This is a genomic window from Micromonospora sp. DT62 (assembly GCF_049847285.1).
Lineage (GTDB): Bacteria > Actinomycetota > Actinomycetes > Mycobacteriales > Micromonosporaceae > Micromonospora > Micromonospora reichwaldensis.
Map to the genome: position 1 here is coordinate 163,989 of NZ_JBNCOB010000006.1, position 16,194 is coordinate 180,182.

Annotated in this window: 14 protein-coding genes and 2 pseudogenes; 7 read left to right on the top strand and 9 right to left on the bottom strand. The window is 72.6% G+C overall.

Annotation, left to right across the window (positions count from 1 at the left end; all coding sequences use genetic code 11):
• Positions 1–16: 16 nt before the first annotated feature.
• Positions 17–1,324, bottom strand: coding sequence for an aspartate aminotransferase family protein (locus ACPXCB_RS11665; protein ID WP_425874724.1), 1,308 nt, complete (start codon positions 1,322–1,324; stop codon positions 17–19).
• Between the two features lie 183 nt (positions 1,325–1,507).
• Between ACPXCB_RS11665 and ACPXCB_RS11670 the strand changes: the two genes are divergently transcribed.
• The gene (locus tag ACPXCB_RS11670) at positions 1,508–2,503 is read left to right on the top strand and encodes a hypothetical protein (RefSeq protein WP_425874726.1); all 996 of its coding nucleotides are present in this window, start codon (positions 1,508–1,510) and stop codon (positions 2,501–2,503) included.
• Positions 2,504–2,564: 61 nt separating this feature from the next.
• On the opposite strand, the gene ACPXCB_RS11675 is transcribed toward ACPXCB_RS11670, so the two are convergent.
• A complete protein-coding gene (locus ACPXCB_RS11675) occupies positions 2,565–3,260 on the bottom strand; it encodes a Tat pathway signal sequence domain protein (protein ID WP_425874728.1) in 696 nt (231 codons plus the stop codon).
• A 377-nt stretch (positions 3,261–3,637) separates the two neighbouring features.
• Between ACPXCB_RS11675 and ACPXCB_RS11680 the strand changes: the two genes are divergently transcribed.
• The 3 genes from ACPXCB_RS11680 (at position 3,638) to ACPXCB_RS11690 (ending at position 5,799) form a co-directional block, all read left to right on the top strand.
• Entirely contained in the window at positions 3,638–4,405 is a 768-nt protein-coding gene (locus ACPXCB_RS11680) for a TetR/AcrR family transcriptional regulator (RefSeq protein WP_425874730.1), read from the top strand.
• 211 nt (positions 4,406–4,616) lie between these two features.
• Positions 4,617–5,246 (top strand): DUF6230 family protein, encoded by a 630-nt coding sequence (locus ACPXCB_RS11685; RefSeq protein ID WP_425874732.1) that lies wholly within the window; start codon positions 4,617–4,619, stop codon positions 5,244–5,246.
• A gap of 1 nt (position 5,247) precedes the next feature.
• The gene (locus tag ACPXCB_RS11690) at positions 5,248–5,799 is read left to right on the top strand and encodes a DUF6114 domain-containing protein (RefSeq protein WP_425874734.1); all 552 of its coding nucleotides are present in this window, start codon (positions 5,248–5,250) and stop codon (positions 5,797–5,799) included.
• Position 5,800: 1 nt separating this feature from the next.
• Here the strand turns inward: ACPXCB_RS11690 and murD are convergent, their stop codons facing one another.
• On the bottom strand, positions 5,801–7,147 hold the full coding sequence (murD, locus tag ACPXCB_RS11695) for a UDP-N-acetylmuramoyl-L-alanine--D-glutamate ligase (RefSeq protein ID WP_425874736.1): 1,347 nt from the start codon (positions 7,145–7,147) through the stop codon (positions 5,801–5,803).
• A gap of 91 nt (positions 7,148–7,238) precedes the next feature.
• Between murD and ACPXCB_RS11700 the strand changes: the two genes are divergently transcribed.
• A complete protein-coding gene (locus ACPXCB_RS11700; protein ID WP_425874738.1) occupies positions 7,239–8,588 on the top strand; it encodes a hypothetical protein in 1,350 nt (449 codons plus the stop codon).
• Positions 8,589–8,729: 141 nt separating this feature from the next.
• On the opposite strand, the pseudogene ACPXCB_RS11705 reads toward ACPXCB_RS11700, so the two are convergent.
• Together ACPXCB_RS11705 and ACPXCB_RS11710 are read right to left on the bottom strand one after the other, a co-directional pair.
• Positions 8,730–9,185 (bottom strand): annotated as a pseudogene (locus tag ACPXCB_RS11705) (PucR family transcriptional regulator); the annotation flags it as partial.
• A gap of 1,215 nt (positions 9,186–10,400) precedes the next feature.
• Positions 10,401–10,736 (bottom strand): annotated as a pseudogene (locus tag ACPXCB_RS11710) (PucR family transcriptional regulator ligand-binding domain-containing protein); the annotation flags it as partial.
• 128 nt (positions 10,737–10,864) lie between these two features.
• Here ACPXCB_RS11710 and ACPXCB_RS11715 point away from each other — a divergent pair.
• Complete coding sequence (locus tag ACPXCB_RS11715; protein WP_425874740.1) at positions 10,865–11,437, top strand: DUF6892 domain-containing protein; 573 nt, start codon at positions 10,865–10,867, stop codon at positions 11,435–11,437.
• A 227-nt stretch (positions 11,438–11,664) separates the two neighbouring features.
• Here the strand turns inward: ACPXCB_RS11715 and ACPXCB_RS11720 are convergent, their stop codons facing one another.
• A complete protein-coding gene (locus ACPXCB_RS11720) occupies positions 11,665–12,087 on the bottom strand; it encodes a MarR family winged helix-turn-helix transcriptional regulator (RefSeq protein ID WP_425692102.1) in 423 nt (140 codons plus the stop codon).
• Between the two features lie 87 nt (positions 12,088–12,174).
• Between ACPXCB_RS11720 and ACPXCB_RS11725 the strand changes: the two genes are divergently transcribed.
• Positions 12,175–13,173 (top strand): quinone oxidoreductase family protein, encoded by a 999-nt coding sequence (locus ACPXCB_RS11725; RefSeq protein WP_425874741.1) that lies wholly within the window; start codon positions 12,175–12,177, stop codon positions 13,171–13,173.
• A gap of 102 nt (positions 13,174–13,275) precedes the next feature.
• Here the strand turns inward: ACPXCB_RS11725 and argG are convergent, their stop codons facing one another.
• The 3 genes from argG to ACPXCB_RS11740 all read right to left on the bottom strand — a co-directional run bounded on the left by argG (position 13,276) and on the right by ACPXCB_RS11740 (position 16,108).
• Positions 13,276–14,727, bottom strand: a complete 1,452-nt coding sequence (gene argG / locus ACPXCB_RS11730) for an argininosuccinate synthase (protein WP_425874742.1) — start codon at positions 14,725–14,727, stop codon at positions 13,276–13,278.
• A 107-nt stretch (positions 14,728–14,834) separates the two neighbouring features.
• Positions 14,835–15,260 carry a nucleoside deaminase gene (locus ACPXCB_RS11735; RefSeq protein WP_425874744.1) on the bottom strand — a complete coding sequence of 142 codons (426 nt, stop codon included), beginning with the start codon at positions 15,258–15,260 and terminating at the stop codon, positions 14,835–14,837.
• Positions 15,257–16,108, bottom strand: a complete 852-nt coding sequence (locus ACPXCB_RS11740; RefSeq protein ID WP_425874746.1) for an LLM class flavin-dependent oxidoreductase — start codon at positions 16,106–16,108, stop codon at positions 15,257–15,259. The genes ACPXCB_RS11735 and ACPXCB_RS11740 overlap by 4 nt, the downstream gene beginning before the upstream one ends.
• Positions 16,109–16,194 lie beyond the last annotated feature (86 nt).

The window sequence follows — 16,194 nt, forward strand, 5'->3', positions numbered from 1 at the left end:
CCGTGCTCCGCCGCGCTCACGCCGCCACCTCCGCCGCCACGCAGGAGCGGATCGCGTCGACCAGGATGGCCAGGCCCTCGCGGGCCTCGTCCTCGGTCAGGGTCAGTGGCGGGCCCATCCGCAGCACGTTGCCGTACAGGCCGCCCTTGCCGGTGAGCAGCCCGCCGGTGCGGCACGCCTCGAAGACCCGGTCGGTCAGCGCCGGGTCCGGCTCGGCGGTGCCCGGCCGGACGAACTCGACGCCGAGCATCAGCCCCTTGCCGCGTACCTCCGCGACGCCGTCGAGACCGCCCACGGCGGCGCGCAGCCCGTCGGCGAGGATCGCCCCGGTGCGGGCCGCGTTGGCCTGGAGGTCGTGGTCGAGCAGGTAGTCGAGCACGGCGTTACCGGCCGCCGTCGAGACCGGGTTGCCCCCGAAGGTGGAGAAGCTGATCCCCGGCACCGACTCCAGCACGTCCGCGCGGCCGACCACGCCGGCCAGGGCGAAGCCGTTGCCGATGCCCTTGGCGAAGGTGAGCAGGTCCGGGGTCACGCCGTGTGCCTGGTAGCCCCAGAAGTGCTCCCCGGTGCGTCCCCAGCCGGTCTGCACCTCGTCGCAGACGAACAGGATGCCGTGGGAGTCGAGGACCTTCTTCCAGGCGGCGAAGAGCCCGTCCGGCGGGTGCACGAAGCCGCCCACCCCTTGGATCGGCTCGGCGATCAGGCAGGCCACGTCGCCGGCGGTCTGGGTGGCGAGCACCTCGTGCAGGTCCTCCACGGCCGCCTCGACCCGCTCGGTCTCGCCCAGCCGGGCCAGCAGGCCGCGCAGCCGCTCGCCGGAGTGCAGCCAGGCCACCTGGAGCGGGTTGAGCGCGCTGGCCGACCAGCCCCGGTTGCCGGTCACGCCCATCGCCGCGTACGACCGGCCGTGGTAGCTGTTGCGCACGGCGAGGATCTGGTGCGAGCGGCGGTGGTTGGTGGCGACCAGCAGCGCCGCCTCGTTCGCCTCGGTGCCCGAGTTGGTGAAGAAGACCCGCGCGTCCGGGATGCCGGAGAGGCGGGCGATCTTCTCGGCCAGTTCGACCTGCTGCCGGATCAGGTAGAGGGTGGAGCTGTGCACGATGCCGGTGCGCAACTGCCGCTCGACGGCCTCCCGGATCTCCGGGACGTCGTAGCCGATCATGTTGGTCAGCACGCCGCCGAAGAAGTCGAGGTAGGTGCGGCCCCGGGCGTCGGTGACCCGGCGGCCGGAGCCGGAGACCAGCTCGATCGGCTCGGCGTAGTAGAGCGGCATCCAGGACGGGAGCACGGCCCGGTGCCGGGCCAGCAGATCCTCGGTGGTCATCGTCGCACCCTCTCAGCGGCGTTCGCGGTAACCGCACGCTGCCACCAGCCGGCGGCCGGGACAAGAGGCGGTGGGTGGCGCGGCACCGGGGCCGCCCCACACCGTCGCCCGGCCCGGCCCGGTCGTTCGTCGCCGGCCCGGTCGTTCGTCGCCCGGGCACCCGGCCGCCGGTACGATCCGGCGGTGCGGACCGGTGAGGAAGCGCCGCGTGAGGCGCCGGCGCTGCCGACCGGCGCGGCGGGCACGAGCGTCGAGGCGATCGCGGCCGGCGTACGGGCCTGGGTGGGCTCGGGGCCGCTGCGCGACCTCGTCGGGCACTTCGGCGGCACGTGGCCGGACGGGGACGTGGCGGGAGTGCTGGCCGGCCTCGACGACTTCTCCGCCCGGCACTGGGACTTCCGGGGTGGCCGGGAGCGGCCGGACGCCCGGGAACCGGCCGTCGACGCGGCCACCGCGCGGCTGGTGCTCGCCACCGCCGCCGCGCTCGGCATGGTGCGTCCGGCGGCGCCGGCCCGCTCGCGGTACGCCCACCTGGTCGTGCTCGGCGGGTTGGCGCACGCCTGCCAGCGCCGCGTCGCGTACGCGGCGCACCTGCTGCGCGGCGGCACCCGGGTCGGCGGCGAGGTGGCGGTGCTGGGCAGCTTCCGCCCGCTGTCGGAGGCGGAGTGCCGGGCCCTGGACGTGGCCGGCGTCCCGCCCTGCGACACCGAGGTGGCGGCGCTGGACGCGGCGGTGCGGCGGGAGTTCGCGGTGGCCGTCCCGGCCGAGGAGGACGGTCACGACGCCGACCACCCGCACCGCTCCTGGTCGTCGCGCACGTACCGGCCCGAGGGTGGCCCGCAGGTGCGCGTACTGGCCGCCCCGTCCGGCGATCCCGCGCGGCGCCGCGCGCACACCGCCGACACCCAGCGGTTCTGGGCCGAGCACGTCCGCCTGCGCGCGGGCGACACGGTGCTGATGGTGACCGCGCCGATCTACGTGCCATTCCAGCACTGCGACGCGCTGCGCACCCTCGCCGTGCCGTACGGCTGCGCGATCGAGACCGTCGGCGTCGACCCGGCCCTGCCCGACCTGGCCGGGCTGCCCGAACCGGCGCTCACCCCCGGTCGCTACCTCCAGGAGATCCGCTCGGCCATCCGGTCCGTGCGGGCCCTGCACACGGCGCTGGGCGACGGCTGAGCGGCGCACGGCCGGGGGCCGACGCGCGACGGATCGCCGCGCGCCGGCCCGTGGACCGCGATCAGTTGACGTAGACGGGGGCGTTGCCCTTGCTGGCGTCCTGCACGGGCGAGTACGTCGCGGAGAAGTACGCCGTGCCGAAGCAGAGGCTGGGGCCGGAGAACTTCGTCAGCGTCTGGTTGGTGAAGGTGATCGAGTTGTTGGCGTTGGTCGCCGTGCCGGTCAGGCTGTTGGTGCTGGTCCGGTAGACGCAGGTGATCGTGCCGAGCAGCGAGTTCAGCACGACGGTGCTCTGGATCGGCGCCGTCGCCGTGCCGCTGATCTTGACCACGCCGGCGCTGGTGACCGAGGTGGCGTACGGCAGGTTCTGCACGGTCACGCCCTGCACCCCGGTGGTGCCGATGACGTTGGTGGTGCAGTTGGTGAAGGACTGGGCGGTCAGGCTCTCGGTGGCGGTGCCCGGGGCCGCCGGGTTGCTCAGCACCTTGGCGCTGAAGCTGGACACGGCGCACTTCACGCCGGTGGTTCCCGAGGCGGAGGAGTAGAAGGTGGCGTTGGTGCCGGTCCTGAGGTTGGCCCGGATCACGTCGTTGACGGCGACGGCGGTGCCGCCCGTCGTCGGGTAGGTCAGCACGTTGTTGGCGAACGGTGCCGGGGTGGCGGAGCGCGGAGCGGCGGCCGAGCCGGGGGCGGCGGCGACGCCGGTCAGCAGCGCGAGGGTGGTGAGACCCACGCCGATTCGTCCGTACCTGAGCATGGTTCTTCCTTTCCGGGGCGGGGGGAGGTCGACTCGCGCGGGCGGGGGGTGCCCACGTGGCGACCGGGGCCGTCGCGTCATGGACGGCGGTGAGGGGTGCCGGGCGGCCGTCGGGGCCGGACGGCGGTGGTGGTGGTGCGGCGACGTCAGCGGTCAGGCCGGCGTGGCGCGCCGCGGCGCAGCGGCGTCACCTGCGTCTTTCCGGCCTTGGGAGGGCGCTCCTGTTCCGCGATAATGGCAGCCATCGAGCCCTCCTTCGATGAGTCGACGGGTGACCATCCGGAAGATCACCCATGGTGACGGGATCCCAACTGAGCGTGCAGAAAGTTATAAACCCCGGAGGGTCGTAAAGTCAATCGAACGGAGAGGCAGGCACGTTGACCACGCAGCGCCGTCCGCATCCGGCGCCCCTGCCGGGCGCACGCCCCGGTCGCGACCCCGATCGCGCGATCAAACGTGGTCCGCGCCGGCTCTCCGCCGAGGCGGTGGCCGCGACCCAGCGCGACCGCCTCTTCGACGGGCTCGTGCGGGAGGTGGCGACGAAGGGCTACGACAACGCCCGGGTCACCGACATCTGCCATGCCGCCGGGGTGACCCGACCGGCCTTCTACGCCCTCTTCAGCGGCAAGGAGGACGCCTTCCTCGCCGCGTACCGGCACGGCGTCGCCGTGCTGTCGCAGCTCATGGAGAGCGCCTACCGGGAGGCCGGGCCGACATGGTCGGACGCCGCCCGCGCCGCCCTGCGCACCCTGCTGGAGGTGCTGGCGAGCGTGCCCGCCTTCGCCCGGATGGCGCTCGTAGAGGTGGACGCGGCCGGCCCGGACGCCCGCCGGGAGCGCGACGCCCTGCTCGGCAGCTTCCGCCGGTTCTTCGCCGACGCCGGCCCCGGCCCGACGGCGGACGTGGACCGGGACGCGCTGGTGTCCACCGTGGTCGGCGGGATCCACGCCACCGTGCGCAGCCGGGTGGCCCAGGGCCGGGCGACGGAGTTGCCCCAACTGCTGCCGGTGCTCACCTACGCGGCCACCGCACCCTTCCTCGGCACCGACGACGCGGCCCGGGCGACGCGGCTGGCACGCCCGGCCGACGGCCCGGGCACGACCGCGCCGTGCGCGCCGGCCGGCGAGGCGGCCACCCTGCCCTGACGGCACCCCGGCCACCCGGCCGGACAGCCGACGCCGCCCGGTCGGAAACCGCAGCGGTTTTTCACTTTGGCCGCATTTGGCAGATACCGCCTCAACCAGCCCCCACCGGCCGTTGACCCGGCATTTACTCGGCGGTAACTTCAGCCTGCGCAGACCCTTGAGTCGATTTCCCATTGTCGCCGATCAATTGATCTTCGAAAGGGAGCCCACCATGTCGGAGCAGATCGCACCGATCGAACCCGATCCGCCGCGCAGCGGCGTGCGCTGGCGCCGGTTCGCCGCCACGCTGGGCACCGTCGTGGCGGGTGCCGCCGGCATGGTCGTGCTGACCGCCCAGGGCGTACTGGGCGCACAGTTCGCCATCTCCGGCATGCCGTTCACCGTCACCGCCGACAAGCTCACCGGCACGGGGTTCGAGCAGTTCGCCACCATCGACCAGATGATTCCGGACAGCCCCAACCAGGGCGACACCGGCGGGCAGGTCCTGGTGATGGTGTCGGCGATCGACAAGGCCGAACTGACGAACCTCTGCCAGAGCATCAACCTGGGCGGCGTCTACCTGAAGATCACCGCCGGCGGCGCCGGCACACCGGTCACCGCCCGCACCCTGGTGGTCGACGGCGACGAGGTCGCCGGCAACGCCTCGTTCAAGAACATCAACGTCGGGCAGGACGCCAGCACCCTCGACCAGGTGCCCGGGGTCAGGGGCAACCCCGGCGTCTTCGCCCAGCAGTCGGACACGGTGATCATCACCAACCTGCGGCAGAACAACTACGCCACCACCGCGGCCGTCTTCAACCTGCCCGACCTGCGCATGGCGTTCACCTCCGACGGATGCTGACGTGACCAGCGGAGGACACCACCCGGTGCCGGCCGCCCGCCGATCCGGCGGGCGCTGGCGCCGGTGGCGGCGGGGCCGCCCGTTCACCGCCGGGGTGCTGATCGCGCTCGGCGGCACGGAGATGCTCGTGACCCTGCGCGCGCCGCTCGGGGTGCTGCTGCACGTCGGGCCGCAGGGCCTGGCCGCGTACCTGGTGCCGGCCGTCCTGGTGCTCTGCGGGGTGCTGCTGGTCGCCACTCCGCAGCAGCGGGTCTTCTACGCCGTGCTCTCGCTGCTGCTCGGGCTGGTCTCCTGGCTGACCTCGAACCTGGGCGGCTTCCTGGTCGGGATGCTGCTGGTCCTCGTCGGCGGGGCACTCGCCTTCGCCTGGACGCCCGACAAGCGGCGCCAACCGGCCGGCGCCGCCGGGGCGCCCGGGTCACCAACCCCGCAGACCGAAGCACCGGCCTCGCAGACCGGGGACCCGGACGACGACGCGGACGGGGACCCGGACGACGACGAGTTGCTGCCGGGCCTGGGCACGACGCACCCGACGCCCGCCGACCGGGGCTGACTCAGCCGGCGGTGTCGCGTACCGCCTGGGCGAAGACCTCGGAGCGGTGCTCGAAGTTGCGGAACCGCCCGTAGCTCGGCGCCGCCGGGGAGAGCAGCACCACCCCGTCGGCGGGGGTCACCTCGCGGGCCAGCCGGACGGCGTCGACCAGGTCGTCGACCACCTCGGTACGCACCTTCGGCAGGCCGGCGAGCGCCTCGACGATGCGGGGGCCGCTGTCGGGGATGCCGAGCACGATGAGTTCGCGCTCCGCGAGGTGCTCGCGCAGCGGCGCGTAGTCCAGGCCCCGGTCGGTGCCGCCGACGATCACGGTCAACGGCCGCCCCTCGTACGCGTCGATGGCGTGCATGGCCGCGTACGGGCTGGTGGCCAGGGTGTCGTCGACGAAGGTGAGGCCGGACGGGTCGGCGATCTCGGTGAGGCGGTGGGCCAGCCCCTGGAACTCGGCAACCGCCACGGCCAGGGTGTCCCGGCGTTCCACCACGTCGACGCCGAGCGCGTCGAGCACGGCGAGTGCGACACAGAGGTTGCCCTCGTTGTGCCGGCCGACCAGCGGCAGCACCGCGCGCGGGAACAGCGGCCGGTCGCCGAGGTGGAACCAGGGCGTGCCGTCCGCGCCGCCGGCCACGTGGGCGGTGTCCGGCAGGCCGGCGCGTACGGCCGCACGGTCGCCCAGTTCGAGGGCGAGCCTCGGGTCGGCGCCGTTGACCACCACGGTCCGTGGCCCGTGCGCCAGCAGGTTGAGCTTGTCCCGGTAGTACTCGCGCTCGCCGCCATGCGCGTCAAGGTGCTCGGGGAAGAGGGAGGTGACGACCGCGACCCGGGGCGAGTCGGTCAGGTCGCTGCACTGGTAGCTGGACAGCTCCAGCACGTACAGCTCCGCGTCCGGCAGGTCCAGCGTCGGCACGCCGATGTTGCCGCCGAACACGTTCGGCCGGTCCACGGCGGCGAGCAGGTGGCTGATCAGGCTGGAGGTGGTGCTCTTGCCCTTGCTACCGGTGACGCCGACGGTGCGGGCGGCGTGGTCGGCCATCCACAGGGCGGTGCCCTGGGTGACGGTCGCCCCGCGCCGGCGCAGTTCCACCAGCCACGGGTGGGTCTGCGGCACGCCGGGCGAGCGGACCACCACGTCGGCGGCGGCCAGCCGGGCGAAGCCCTCCTCGCCGGTGACCAGGGGCGCCGCCTCGGCCAGCGGCCCCTCCCAGGGCAGGCTGAGGAAGTTGGCGCTGTCGTCGACGGCGACCAGGTCGGCCGGGCCGTGCGCGGCGATCGCGGTCACCGCGGCCCGGCCCTCCCGGCCGGCCCCCCAGACGGCGACGGTACGTCCGCGCAGGTCAGACAGGCGCACAGGCTCTCCTCAGGGGGTGTTGGCGGGCGTGGCAGGGGCGGGGTCCGGCGCAGCCGGACACGGCCGGACGAACCAGGGCCTAGTATGGCGTGTGCCCAACGAGCAGCTCCGGCGGATGGACGCCTTCACCTTCCCGTCCTACTCGATCGACCTCTCCACCGGGGAGGTGTTGTTCGACTACGCCCTCACCGGCCCCGACGGCGAGCAGCGGTTCACCGAGGTGGTCACCCTTCCCCTGCCGGACGCGCCGCCCTCGGACGAGACCGTGGCGACCCTGGGCCGGGTACTGGAGCTGCTGCACGTGGTCGCCGGCGTCAGCTACTACAAGGCCGCCGCCCCGCCCCGCCTGGTGCTGCCGGCGCCGCTGGGCACGGCCGCCGCCGAGCTGGTCACCGCCGTCTACACCAAGGGCCTCGCGGAGTACGCGTACCGCAACCAGCTGCCCCACGTGCTCGCGCTGCGCCCGGAGGTGCCGCCCGGCACGGTCTCCCCGGCCCGGGAGTACGACGACTCCGACAGGCGTCCGCTCTCGGCGGTCGGCGGCGGCAAGGACTCCATCGTCAGCCTGGAGGCCCTGCGCCGGGCGGGCTTCGACCCGGTGCCCTTCTCGGTCAACCCGAACCACGTGATCGTCGCGGTGAACGAGGCGTCCGGGCTGGCCCCGCTCGCCGCCCGGCGGCGCATCGATCCGGTGCTGTTCGAGCTGAACGCCGCCGGGGCGCTCAACGGCCACATCCCGGTCACCGCGATCAACTCGCTGATCGCCGTCGCGACGGCGGTGCTGCACGGACTCGGCCCGGTGGTGATGTCCAACGAACGCTCGGCGTCGGACCCGAACCTGGTCTGGAACGGCCACGAGATCAACCACCAGTGGTCCAAGGGCGTGGAGGCGGAGGGGCTGCTGCGGGCCGCGCTGGCCGGGCACGCCGGGCTCACCGAGCCGTACTTCTCGCTGCTGCGCTCGCTGTCGGAGCTGCACATCGCCCGGTCGTTCGCCGAGATCGACCGCTACGACGACGTGGTGACGAGCTGCAACGCCGCGTTCAAGCTGCGCGACGCCAGCGAGCGCTGGTGCCGCGACTGCCCGAAGTGCCGGTTCGTCTTCCTGGCCATGGCGCCGTTCATGTCGCGCGGTCGGATCACCCACATCTTCGGCGGCGACCTGCTCGCCGACGAGTCGCAGATCCCCGGCTACCGGGAGCTGCTGGGCGTGGACGGGCACAAGCCGTTCGAGTGCGTCGGCGAGGTGGAGGAGTCCGTGGTGGCCCTGAGCCTGCTGGCCGAGCAGGACCAGTGGCGCGACGCCCCGGTCGTCCGCGCCCTGGTCGACGCGGTCCCGGCCACGGCCTGGTCGACGGCGGCCACCTCGGACGTCTTCACCCCGGGCGGCCCGAACCACATCCCACCCCCCTACGCCAAGGCCCTAACCGCCCTCACCTGACCTCCCCTCCCCCGCCCTCCCCCTCCCCTGGCTCGCCCCGTTGATCATGAAGTTATTGCGCTTCGCCTCGGCGTGTCGTGGCAACAACTTCATGATCAACGGGGCGAGGCGGGGGCAACGGGGCAACGGGGTGAGGCGGGGTCAGCGGGGTGAGGCGGGGTGGGTGCGGATGGCGTCGAGGGCCAGCAGGGCTACGTGCAGGGAGAGGCAGGCCTCGACCGAGTCGAGGTCCACGTCCAGGACGCGGCGGATCCGGGCCAGGCGCTCGTAGAAGGCCGGCCGGGACAGGTGCGCCGCCCCGGCCGCCGCCGACTTGTTGCGGCCCTGCTCCAGGTACGCCCGCAGGGTGCCCAGCAGCTGCTCCCGCGGGTGCTGCGCGTCGTGGGTCAGCAGTGCGCCAAGTTCCCGCTCGACGAAGGTCTGCACCCGGGGCTCGTCGCGCAGCAGGTGCAGCAGCCCCGCCAGCCCGACGTGCGGCAGCCGGAAGACCGGCAGGTCCCGGCGGTCCCGCCGGGCGGCGTCGGCGACCTGCCGGGCCTCGACCAGCGACCGGCGCGCCTCCCGCAGGCTGGGCACGCCAGAACCGGCCGCGACGAGCAGGCCGCCGCCTGCCGGCCGGGCCACGCCGTTCGTCCGCCCGTGGGACCGGGCCGGTCCGTCACCACGGACGGGGCCGCCCGGGCGGGCCTGGCCGTCGGGACGAGCGGAGCCGCCCGGACGAGGATGACTCTCCAGGCGTACGAGCCCGTCCGGGCGTACGAGCCCGTCCGAGCGGGCATGACCGTCCGAACGGGCATGACCGTCCGAACGGGCATGACCGTCCGCACGGGCGGGGGTGTCCGGGCGGGCGGGGGTGTCCGGGCGGGTGCGGTGCAGCGCGGTGGCGAACGCGGCCAGCGCCCGTTCCTCGGCCGCCGGTTCCGGCAGGGCGAGCAGCACGCCGACGGCGTGGTCGTCGATGGCGCTGGACAGCCCGGTCAGCTTCGCCTCGTGCAACGCCTGCCCGACCGCCTCGGCGAGATCACGCAGCCGAGCAGGGCCGGCCTCCGGACCGCCCGGGTGCCCCTGGTCCGGGGCCGGGCCGCCCTCCCCCGCCGGGTCGTCGGCCCGGTGCCGGACCACCACCCCGACCAGGTGCCGGCGCTCCAGCAGCACCCCGAGCGCCCGGGCCCGCAGGGCGACCTCGTCCACCGGTAGCGAGTGGTCGAGCAGGGCGGTGAGCAGCGTACGGTGGATCTGCCGTTCCAGGCCCTCGGCGTCGCGCCGGATCAGCCGGCCCAGGGCCAGCGTCGAGGCGGCCCGCTCGACGAGGATGGTCAGCCGGGTGGGCGGGACCACGGGCGGCGCGGCGACGCCGACAGGCGCGCCGCCCTCCTCGACGGGGTCGAACACGCGCCGGCCCGCCGCCAGGTCGCCCCCGCCGGGCCAGCGCAGCAGCAGCCGCCCCCAGTCCTGCCCCCGGGCGCCCACCGTGGTCACCAGCCACCCGTTGTCGCCGTCGTACGCGGTCCGCCCCGCCGGCCGGATCCGCCGCGAGTGCTGCTCCCAGCAGTCCAGCAGCAGCTCGGCGCTCTCCCCCGCCGGGTCGTACGCGAGCACCTGCCGGGAGAGGTTCTCCAGCACCACCGGGCAGCCGGAGAGGTCGGCGGCCTGCCGTACCACCTCGCCGGGCCCGGCGCCCTCCACCGACAGCTCCGTGAAGCGCTGGTGGATCTCCTCCGTCGCCCGCAGCTCGGTCAGCTGGGCGTCGACGATCAGCGCGTGCACGGCCTCGGTGATCCGGACGAACGGGGTGGCCCGCCGCAGCTCGACCAGGGGCAGCCCGCGCCGCTCGGCGGCGGCGGCCATCACCCGGGGCACCCCGCTGACGTACCGGCGGCCCAGCTCGACGACCAGGCCGGAGACGCCCACGTCCGCCAGGTCGCCGATGAAGGCGCGCAGCCCGGCGTCGTCAGCGGGCAGGCCGATCCCGGTGGTGAGCACCAGCTCGCCGCCGCCGAGCAGCGGGGCGATGTCGGGCACCTCGGTCACGTGCACCCAGCGCACCGGGCGGTCGAGACCGGCGTCCCCGGCGACCAGGCGCGGGGCGCCGTGGCGAACCGGGCCCAGCGCGAGGACCTCACGGACGGTAGGGAACACGGGCGACACGCTACCGTCCGTGACGTCGATTCCGCACGAGCGGCCACCCAGTCTCGGGCCCCGCCCGCCCTGTCTGACTCGAACGACGGCCCGCTCCGCGTCCTGAGCCAAGCCGGTGCCGAGATACGGTCGGGATCATGACCCTCATCCTCGCCGACCTCGGCCTGCACCTGGGCGTCCTGGACGCCCTGTTGGACGACGCGATCGCTGCCGACGACCTCAAGGCGCTCATCGAGTCGACCGGCCCCGATGGCCCGGAGGACGGCTACCCGGGTCCAGGCCCGCGCCTGAAGGCGTCACTGGAGCTGTTACATGCCGTCGCGGTGCCGTCGGCCGAGGCTGCAGCGATCACCGACTTGCAGTTCGACGGCGGCAGCGACATCTACATGCTGATCGAGCAGACCCTGGACATCGACACCGGCGGCGAGTCCGACGACTACAACGTGACGTCGCTGGAGGGCATTCGCGCACTGTCCAGCCTGCGGTCCCTGGACCTGGACGGCCACGGCTATCGCCAAGGGCCGTTGGACCTGACCCCGCTGACCGGCCACCCGGCCCTGTCGGAACTGGTGCTGACCGGGAAATGCACGGGAGCGGCGGCGCTGGAGTCGCTGCCTGCGCTACACACCCTGGACGTCTCGCTGGCGCACCTCGACGACCCCGATGTCCTGACCCGCTTGGAGGCCCGCGGAACGACGATCCACCGTTGACCGCGCCACCGCAGGGGCCGTTGCCCCACAGAGGTTGGGGGTCCTGGGTGGGAACGTGGTGCCACGCGGGGAAAAGCGACGCAGGAAGAGGTGACGCCTGCGGCGGAATCTCGAAGAACGTTCGATCAAGCAGTTTGTAAGGCTGCGTGTTCAGATGTCTCGCTCTGGATGCCCATGATGGACGCGCCGGGTTCGGCTTGTCGGCTGGCGTGGTTTGCGAATGCGGGTCAGCCCAGTGCCTTGCGCAGCAGCGCCGTCAACTGGTCCTGCTCGTCGGGCGAGAGTCGTCCGACCGCCGTGCGGGCGAAGGTGAAGGCCGTTGCGAACCGGTGGTTGATCTCGTTTCCCCGGGGGGTTCTCGCGACGAGCCGTGCGCGGCGGTCCCGGGGGTTCGGTTCGCGGGTCACGAGGCCGAGCGCTTCGAGACGTACGACGATCTGGGTGATGTTGGAGGCATCGCAGCCGAGTTCCTCGGCCAGGGCGCCCATGCCCCGTCGCTCATCGAGTCGCCCGAGGACACATGCCTGCGCCGGGCTGAGCGACAGCTCGGCTGCCGCCGCCTCGTAGGCGCGGTCGTACACGTCGACCAGGTCGAACAGGGCTGCCTCGGCCTCGGACGAGGGAGTCACGGGCCCGTTCGGCAGCGCCATGTCCCCCAGCCTAGATGATTTAGTTGATTCACTCAAATAGCTGTGGTCCAATGATCCTTGATGCACTCAAGTAAACAAGGGGGGACGATGGGGAGCAGAGTCGAGCGCACAGCGGGCGACGCGATCGTGGCGCCGCAGATGAACGCGGTCGTCCTTGACCGGTTCGGCGGAGTCGACGAACTCTCGTCGCGCCTGATACCGCTCCCGCAGGTCGGCGACGACGACGTCCTCATCCGGGTGGAGTACGCAGGCGTCGGGTCCTGGGACGCGGGCGAGCGGGAGGGGGAATACGACGGCGTCTTCGGCGTCGCCTCGACCTTCCCCTACATCCTCGGCTGGGACGCGGCCGGCACGGTGGCCGCGGTCGGGCGCAACGTCACCCGGTTCGGCGTGGGCGAGCGGGTCTACGCCGCGACGATGCCGGTACCGCGTGGCGGCTCCTACGCCGAGTACGCCGTCGTCGAGGCGGAGTTCGTGGCTCGCGTGCCCGACCGGCTGCCGACCGGACAGGCCGGCGCGATGGCCTGGGACGCCCTGACCGCACTGAGCGGCCTCGATCTGCTCGGCCTGCGGCCGGACGAGACGCTCATGGTCTTCGGGGCCAGTGGGGGTATCGGCCACATGGCCGTGCAGCTGGCGCGACACAGCGGCATCCGGGTGTTGGCCGTGGCCTCTGGTGACGACGGTGTCGCCCTGGCCCGGCGGCTGGGCGCCGACGACGCCGTCGACGGTCGTCGAGACGACGTGTTGGCTGCGGCGTTCGAGTTCGCACCGGGCGGGCTCGATGCGGCACTGGTCACCCTGGGAGGCGGGATCGCCGAACGATCTCTTCGCGCGATCAGGAAGTCGGGGCGGATCGCCTGGCCGAACGGTGTCCTACCCGCGCCGGTGACGTCGCCGGGCGCGACGGTGTCCCACTACGACGGAGACCGGAGCCGCACCGCCACCGATCGGCTGAACGCGATCATCGAGGCGAGCTCCTTCGAGGTCCACGTCGCCCGGACTTTCCCGTTGGCCCGAGCCGGGGATGCGCACCGCGCCCTGAATGATCACTATGTCGGGAAGCTGGCCCTCAAGGTCGGATAGGACGCGACAAACGGCCCGAGGTTCCCTGGAGCGACACGGCCCGGAAGCCCCTCGACGTGCGGGACTTCCGGGCCGTGTGACGATCACGTCCAGAGGTGGAGCTCAGTCGACACCGAACTCCATCGCGGCGCGGTCCAGTGCCTCGTCGGCGGCGGAGGGGACACCCCGGGAGGCGATGGCCTCCGCGCCGCCCTGCGGCATCGCGCCGATCAGCCCGGTCGAGGCCGCCTGCGCGGCGCCGACCATCCGCTGCGGGGCCGCGCCGCCGACCATGCCGAGGGTCGCGTACTGCTCCAGCTTCGCCCGCGAGTCGGCGATGTCGAGATTGCGCATGGTGAGCTGGCCGATCCGGTCCGACGGGCCGAACGCCGAGTCCTCGGTACGCTCCATCGACAGCTTGTCGGGGTGGTAGCTGAACGCCGGGCCGGTGGTGTCGAGGATCGAGTAGTCCTCGCCCCGGCGCAGCCGCAACGTCACCTCGCCGGTGACCGCCGTGCCCACCCAGCGCTGCAACGACTCGCGCAGCATCAGCGCCTGCGGGTCCAGCCAGCGTCCCTCGTACATCAGCCGGCCGAGGCGGCGGCCCTCGTTGTGGTAGTTCGCCAGGGTGTCCTCGTTGTGGATGGCGTTGACCAGCCGCTCGTACGCGGCGTGCAGCAGCGCCATGCCGGGAGCCTCGTAGATGCCCCGGCTCTTGGCCTCGATGATCCGGTTCTCGATCTGGTCCGACATGCCCATGCCGTGCCGGCCGCCGATGGCGTTGGCCTCCAGCACCAGGTCGACGGGGCTACCGAACTCCTTGCCGTTGATCGTCACCGGGCGGCCCTGGTCGAAGCCGATCGTGACGTCCTCGGCCGGGATCTCCACCGACGGGTCCCAGAACCGGACTCCCATGATCGGGTTGACCGTCTCGATGCCGGTGTCGAGGTGTTCGAGGGTCTTCGCCTCGTGCGTGGCGCCCCAGATGTTGGCGTCGGTCGAGTACGCCTTCTCGGCGCTGTCCCGGTACGGCAGGCCGCGTTCGAGCAGCCACTCCGACATCTCCTTGCGCCCACCGAGCTCGGTGACGAAGTCGGTGTCGAGCCACGGCTTGTAGATGCGCAGCTGCGGGTTGGCCAGCAGGCCGTAGCGGTAGAACCGCTCGATGTCGTTGCCCTTGAAGGTCGAGCCGTCACCCCAGATCTGGACGTCGTCGGAGATCATCGCCCGGACCAGCAGGGTCCCGGTCACGGCCCGGCCGAGCGGGGTGGTGTTGAAGTACGCCCGCCCGCCCGAGCGGATGTGGAAGGCCCCGCAGGTCAACGCCGCCAGGCCCTCCTCGACCAGGGCGGCGCGGCAGTCGACCAGTCGGGCGACCTCGGCGCCGTAGCTGAGCGCGCGACCGGGCACCGAGGCGATGTCCGGCTCGTCGTACTGGCCGATGTCGGCGGTGTAGGCGCAGGGAACGGCGCCCTTGTCGCGCATCCACGCGACCGCGACCGAGGTGTCGAGGCCGCCGGAGAAGGCGATGCCGACACGTTCGCCGATGGGCAGGGAGGTGAGAACCTTGGACACAAGGAAGATTATGCACTAGGCCGCATGGCCATGCAAACGCAGGGTGGGGACATGACCCGCGACAGCGGGACCCACCGCACGCTGCGCACCGCCGCAAGGGTCCCGCTCTAGTAATAGTTGTCGATCGGCTGGCGCGCCTCGTCGAACAGCGCCGGCCCCTCGTATCGCACCGGGAGCAGCGGCAGGGTGACCGGCTTGACCTCCTCGAACTGTTCGGCGGACAGGGCGTACACCACCCGGCCGAGGCCGGACCGGTCGATCGCGGTCGCGCACATCGGGCAGGGCTGGCAACTGGTGAACATGGTGGTGCCGGCGGCCACGTCGGGAGCGAGTTCCCGGGCGGCCCAGCGGGCCAGCTTCAGTTCCGGGTGGGCGGTGATGTCCGAGTCGGAGACCACGGTGTTGTGGTCCTCGATCAGGACGGTGCCGTCCGCACCGACCAGCAACGAGCCGAACGGCCGTTCGCCGGATGCCCCGGCCTCGCTGGCGAGTTCCACCGCACGGCGGAGAAATCTCTCGTCGTCAGGGGTCATCGGTCCTCCTGGGATTTGTGGTACGCGGCCACGGCCGCAAGGGTCTGCCAGGCGCGTTCGGGCTGGCGGATCTCGGTCAGGTCGCCGTTGAACGGGTCGAGCACCACCGTTTCCGCCCCGAGCAGACGAATCTGGTCGATGTCAGCGATGATCTGCTCGATGGTGCCGACACCGGCGAGCCGGTCCGGGGCGGTGACCACTTCTCGGGTCTCCCGGAGTCCGATGCGTGGCATCAACGCGGGCACCGGCCGGCCCAGTTCGTCGGCGGTGGCCTTCAGCCGCCCCGCTGCGTCCGCCAGCCATCCGGGCGTGACCCGCAGCGGGTGCCAGGCGTCACCGAGCAGTACCGCGCGACGAATGCCGGCGTCGCTGTTGCCGCCGACCCAGATCGGGATCGGGGTCGTATCGTAGTCGTCGGTGTTCCGCCAGGCGTCGCGCATGACGTGCAGGTACTCATCGGTCAGCGCGCCGCGCCGCCGGAACGGCACGCCGAGCGCCTCGAACTCCTGCCGGGCCCAGCCGACGCCGACGCCGAGGACGAGCCGGCCGCCGCTGAGCCGGTTGAGGTTCGCCGCCATCCGGGCGGTGAGCAGCGGGTGCCGGTACGGGACGATGAGCACCGTGGTGCCCAGCCGGACCCGGCGGGTCACCCCGGCCAGCCAGGACAGCGTGGTGAACGGCTCGTAGAACGGCGCCGGATACTGCTCGGCCACGTCCGGGGTCACCGCGATGTGATCGGAGACCATCAGCAGGTCGAAGCCGAGGCCCTCGACCGTCTGCGCCCACCGTCGCAGCATGTCGGGGTCGGTGCCCGGGGCAAAGTTCGGTACGTTGACGCCAATTTGCACGGGTTCCACGCTAGCCGGGGTGGGTTCCGTGTGTGAACATCGCGTTCCCTGCCTTTGCTGGCTTTTGCCGTGGATCCACCGGCAAG